Raw genomic sequence first — 4,152 nt, 5'->3', positions numbered from 1 at the left:
CGCCATGTCCTTCGCGAGCCGCTTGCCGACTGCGCGCGGCAAGCGCTGCGTCGCGCCGACGGTGCCCCACAGCGCCTCCGGCGTGCGAAAGCTCGCGTTCGGCGTTGCGACGATGAAGTCGCACGCCATCGCGATCTCGCCGCCGGACCCGACGGCCGGGCCCTCGACGAGTGCGATGCACGGCTTGCCGATGCGCTCGAGCGCGTCGTACGCGGCGAACGCCTTCTGGCGACGGGCCCGGACGGCATCGATGTCCATGCCCTTGCGCTCTTTCAGGTCGGCGCCGGCGCAGAACACCGGGCCGTTCGCGCGAACGATCACACAACGCACGGCGCCGTCGTCGCGCAGCGCGACCGCCGCGGCGCGCAACGCGTCGCACATGGCGCCGTTCAGCGCGTTGCGCTGGTCGGGCCGGTTCAGCACGATCTCGGCCACCGCGTCGCGGCGCTCGACGATCAGAACAGCGGATTCATCCATACAGTCTCCTCGTATCGCCGCGGCGCGTTTCGGGTTCCGCGCCACGCGATGTCGCCGGATCGCGTCCGGCCTGGGTCGGGTGGGGTTCAGATCGCGCCGTCGCGGCGCAGCATGTCGATCCGTGCGTCGTCATAACCGAGGCGCTCGCGCAGCACCTGATCGGTGTGTTCGCCGAGCAGCGGCGGACGCGCGATGTCCGGATTCGCGAAGCCGTCGAAGCGGAACGGCATCGGCAGCGCACCGAATTCGCCGATCCCGGGATGCGTGAACGCGCCGACCATCCCGCGCGCGCGCACCTGCGGATCGTCGAGCACCTGCGCGACGTCGTTGATCGGGCCCGCCGGCACGTCGGCCGCGTCGCAGGCCTCGCACAGCGCGGGTTGGGTCCATCCGGCGATCGCCTGCGTCAGCGCGGCCATCACGCGCTCGCGATGCGCGACGCGACCGGCATTGGTCGACAGTGCCGGATCCGACGCGAGCGCGTCGAGCCCGAGCAGGCGACACAGCGGCAGCCAGTGCTGGTCGCTGCAGGTGATGTGCACGTGACGGCCGTCCACGCACGCGAAGGTCGCCGACGGCACGCGCCCCGGATGCTCGGTGCCGAGCCGCGGCGGCACCTCGCCGAGCGCGAAGTAGCGCGCGGCCGCCAGCGTCAGCAGGCTCACCTGGCCGTCGAGCATCGAGAAATCGACATGGGTGCCGGCGCCCGTCAGCGCACGCCCGTTCAGCGCCGAGAGGATCGCGATCGCGATCCACAGGCCGGACGACAGGTCGGCCATGGGCAGGCCCGGCTTCACCGGGCCGCCGTCGCGCTCGCCGGTCAGGCTCATCAGCCCGCCCATCGCCTGGAATACCGTGTCGTAGCCCTTGCGTTTCGCGTACGGGCCGGTCTGGCCGAAGCCCGTGCACGACACGTAGATCAGGCCCGGATGCGCGGCGCGCAGCGACGCGTGATCGAGCCCATAGCGCGCGAGGGTTCCGACCGGGAAGTTCTCGAGCAGCACGTCGGCGCCGCCCGCGAGTTCGCGGACGATCGCCCGGCCCGCGTCGGTCTTCAGGTTCGCGGTGACCGACAGCTTGCTGCGGTTGCACGCGAAGTAATACGCGGACTGATCGCCGACGCGCGGCTCGAACGTGCGGGTCTCGTCGCCGCTACCGGGCTGCTCGATCTTGATCACGGTCGCGCCGAGTTCGGCGAGGATCATGTCGGCGAACGGGCACGCGAGCACGCGCGCGAGTTCGACGATCGTCACGTTCGACAGCGGTTTGACGGGCGCGCTCATGCGGCATCCCCGCGCGACGCGCGGAAGCCGCGCATCATCATGTTGGTGTCGAGCGCGGCATCGAGCGCGGGCAGCAGCGGCAGATCCGCGACACGGTGGAACAGCCGCTTCGTGGCGGCCATCGCGGGCGCATCGAAGGCCGCGAGACGGTCGGCGAGCTCGATCGCGGTGTCGAGCATCGCGCCGTCGGGCACGACGCGGTTGACCAGCCCGAGCCAGCGCGCGCGCTCCGCGTCGAGCGTATCGCCGAGCGACACCAGCTCGAACGCAGCCTTGCGCCCGACCTGGCGGACCAGGTTCGCCATCACGATCGCAGCGACGATGCCGTGCTTCAGTTCCGGGTAGCCGAGCTTCAGGCTGCTGCCGGCGACCACCAGATCGCATGCGATCGCGAGACCCGCGCCGCCGCCCATCGCGTAGCCGTGCGCAGCGGCCACGACCGGCTTGCCGATCTGCGAAAACGCGCGATGCAGGTTCGTCGTCAGATGGGCGCGCGCGAGCGCCGCTTGCGCGGCGGCCCCCGTATCGGCCGGATTCACGAAACCGCCGAACTCGGTGATGTCGGCGCCCGCGCAGAACGCGTTGCCGGCACCCGTCAGCACGATCGCGCGGATCGCAGGATCGCGATCCGCGTCATGCAGCGCGGCGAGGAGCGCCGTCGTCAGCGCATGGTTGAGCGCATTGCGCTTGTCGGGGCGATCCATCGTGAGTACGCGTACGGCGCCATGATCGTCTGTCTGCAGGCTGGAATGGGTGTTCATCGGCGAGTCGTCTTCGGAAGGCACGGCAGGAGGTTGCCGCAGTGAATGCAGGTTAATTCATGATGCGTGATTCAGTCAAATAAATACGTGACACTGAATCATTGCTATTGCATGGCCATGTCGGTGTTTACCCGCTCAAGATGCTCTGGATGGAACGTCTTCTATCCCGGAAAGCACGCTATCACGGCTGTGGAAATTTCATTAAATCATTGATGTAAATGGATATTTGTCGGATTGCGAGCACCATTGAGTCTTTCCAAGTCATCCCGATGCACGACGAATCAGACGATTCCCTTCCCCGGAATTGATTGACATCGAATCATTGTTTTGATTTGATGCGTGTCATTGTCAACGACTTCCAGACCACTGCGACTCCCGACATGGCCGACCTGATCCTCTGCGAATGCTTTGCCCGCGACGGGCTTCAGCATGAATCCGACTTCGTCGACACCGCGCGCAAGGTCGCGCTGATCGACCGGTTCGCCCGTGCCGGCTTCGCCCGCGTCGAGGCGACTTCGTATTCGAATCCGGCGGTCGTGCCGCAATTCGCGGACGCAAGCGACGTGCTGCGCGCGCTGCCGCGCGTCGACGGCGTGCACTACAAGGCGACCTGCGCGAACGTGCGCGCGGTCGAACGCGCGCTTGCCGACCTGGACGCCGGATTCGGCGCGAACGAGATCAGCCTGCTCGTGTCGGCCAGCGATGCGCATTCGCAGCGCAACCTGAAGCAGACGCGCGACGCGCAGTGGGCGCGTATCGACGCGATGGCCGCCGTCGCGCATGGCCGCTTCCGGCTGGTCGGCACGATCTCGGTCGCGTTCGGCTGTCCGTTCGACGGCGACATCGACCCGGTGTCGGTGCTGCGTGACGTCGAGCGCTTCGCACGCGCCGGCGTGCGTCACGTGACGCTCGGCGACACGATCGGCGTCGCGACCCAGGCGTCGACGCGCGCGTTGTTCGCGCAGATGCTGCGGGAATTCCCCGACGTGCACGCGATCGCGCATTTCCACGACACGCGCGGTACCGGCCTCGTCAATTACCTGGCCGCGCTCGAGGCTGGCGTCCGCTGCTTCGACGTCGCGTTCGGCGGGGTCGGCGGCCATCCGGCGAAGGTCCGCTATGGCGGCGGCGTGACCGGCAACGTTTGTACCGAGGATTTCGTCAACGTACTCGAAACGATGGGCGTCGATACCGGCATCGACCTGGCCGCGATGATCGACGCATCGCGCGCATGCGAGGCCGCGCTCGGTCGCGAACTGTCGAGCCGGGTCGCGCGCACCGGGCTGAACCCGCGGCTCGCCGCGCGTGCCGAGCACGCGCATGTCTGAGCGTGCCGCCGACACGTCGTCGGTCCGCATCGATTCGGCGTTCTGCGTCGACCACGGCTTCGTGCTCGTCGCCCATGGCGACGGCTGGGCCGAAGTCGCGTGCGAGACCCGCGACCGTCACGTCAACCGGCACGGCAACGCGCATGGCGGGCTGATCGCCGCGCTGCTCGACACGTCGATGGGCGTCGCGACGCGCGCCGGCGGCGACGTCGACAACCTCGGCACCGCGACGCTGAACGTGTCGTACCTGCGTCCCGCACGCGGCCGGCTGATCGCGCGTGCGTCGGTGTTGCGCAGCGGCGC

Annotated in this window: 5 protein-coding genes; 2 read left to right on the top strand and 3 right to left on the bottom strand. The window is 68.4% G+C overall.

From position 1 onward, the window contains the following. The 3 genes from JYJ84_RS29970 to JYJ84_RS29960 all read right to left on the bottom strand — a co-directional run. On the bottom strand, positions 1 to 477 hold a 477-nt coding region (locus JYJ84_RS29970), incomplete at its 3' end, for an enoyl-CoA hydratase/isomerase family protein (protein ID WP_205189852.1). 86 nt (positions 478 to 563) lie between these two features. After that, on the bottom strand, positions 564 to 1,760 hold the full coding sequence (locus tag JYJ84_RS29965) for a CaiB/BaiF CoA-transferase family protein (protein ID WP_175220495.1): 1,197 nt from the start codon (positions 1,758 to 1,760) through the stop codon (positions 564 to 566). After that, positions 1,757 to 2,521 (bottom strand): enoyl-CoA hydratase/isomerase family protein, encoded by a 765-nt coding sequence (locus JYJ84_RS29960; RefSeq protein ID WP_175220493.1) that lies wholly within the window; start codon positions 2,519 to 2,521, stop codon positions 1,757 to 1,759. Before JYJ84_RS29960 ends, JYJ84_RS29965 begins: the two co-directional genes overlap by 4 nt. Before the next feature lie 380 nt (positions 2,522 to 2,901). On the opposite strand from JYJ84_RS29960, the gene JYJ84_RS29955 reads away from it, so the two are divergent. Next, positions 2,902 to 3,849, top strand: coding sequence for a hydroxymethylglutaryl-CoA lyase (locus JYJ84_RS29955; RefSeq protein ID WP_175220490.1), 948 nt, complete (start codon positions 2,902 to 2,904; stop codon positions 3,847 to 3,849). Then, positions 3,842 to 4,152 (top strand): PaaI family thioesterase (locus JYJ84_RS29950; RefSeq protein ID WP_205189851.1); only part of this gene is annotated, 311 nt, incomplete at its 3' end. The genes JYJ84_RS29955 and JYJ84_RS29950, both read left to right, overlap by 8 nt.

Source organism: Burkholderia sp. LMG 13014 (genome assembly GCF_905232215.1).
In the GTDB taxonomy this organism is placed as follows: Bacteria; Pseudomonadota; Gammaproteobacteria; order Burkholderiales; family Burkholderiaceae; genus Burkholderia.
This window is presented reverse-complemented; position numbering and strand designations above follow the sequence as displayed.

Excerpts from the sequence above, each read along its gene's own strand:
- JYJ84_RS29965 (WP_175220495.1), bottom strand. The coding sequence starts at position 1,760 with ATGAGCGCGCCCGTCAAACCGCTGTCGAACGTGACGATCGTCGAACTC.
- JYJ84_RS29960 (WP_175220493.1), bottom strand. The coding sequence starts at position 2,521 with ATGAACACCCATTCCAGCCTGCAGACAGACGATCATGGCGCCGTACGC.
- JYJ84_RS29955 (WP_175220490.1), top strand. The coding sequence starts at position 2,902 with ATGGCCGACCTGATCCTCTGCGAATGCTTTGCCCGCGACGGGCTTCAG.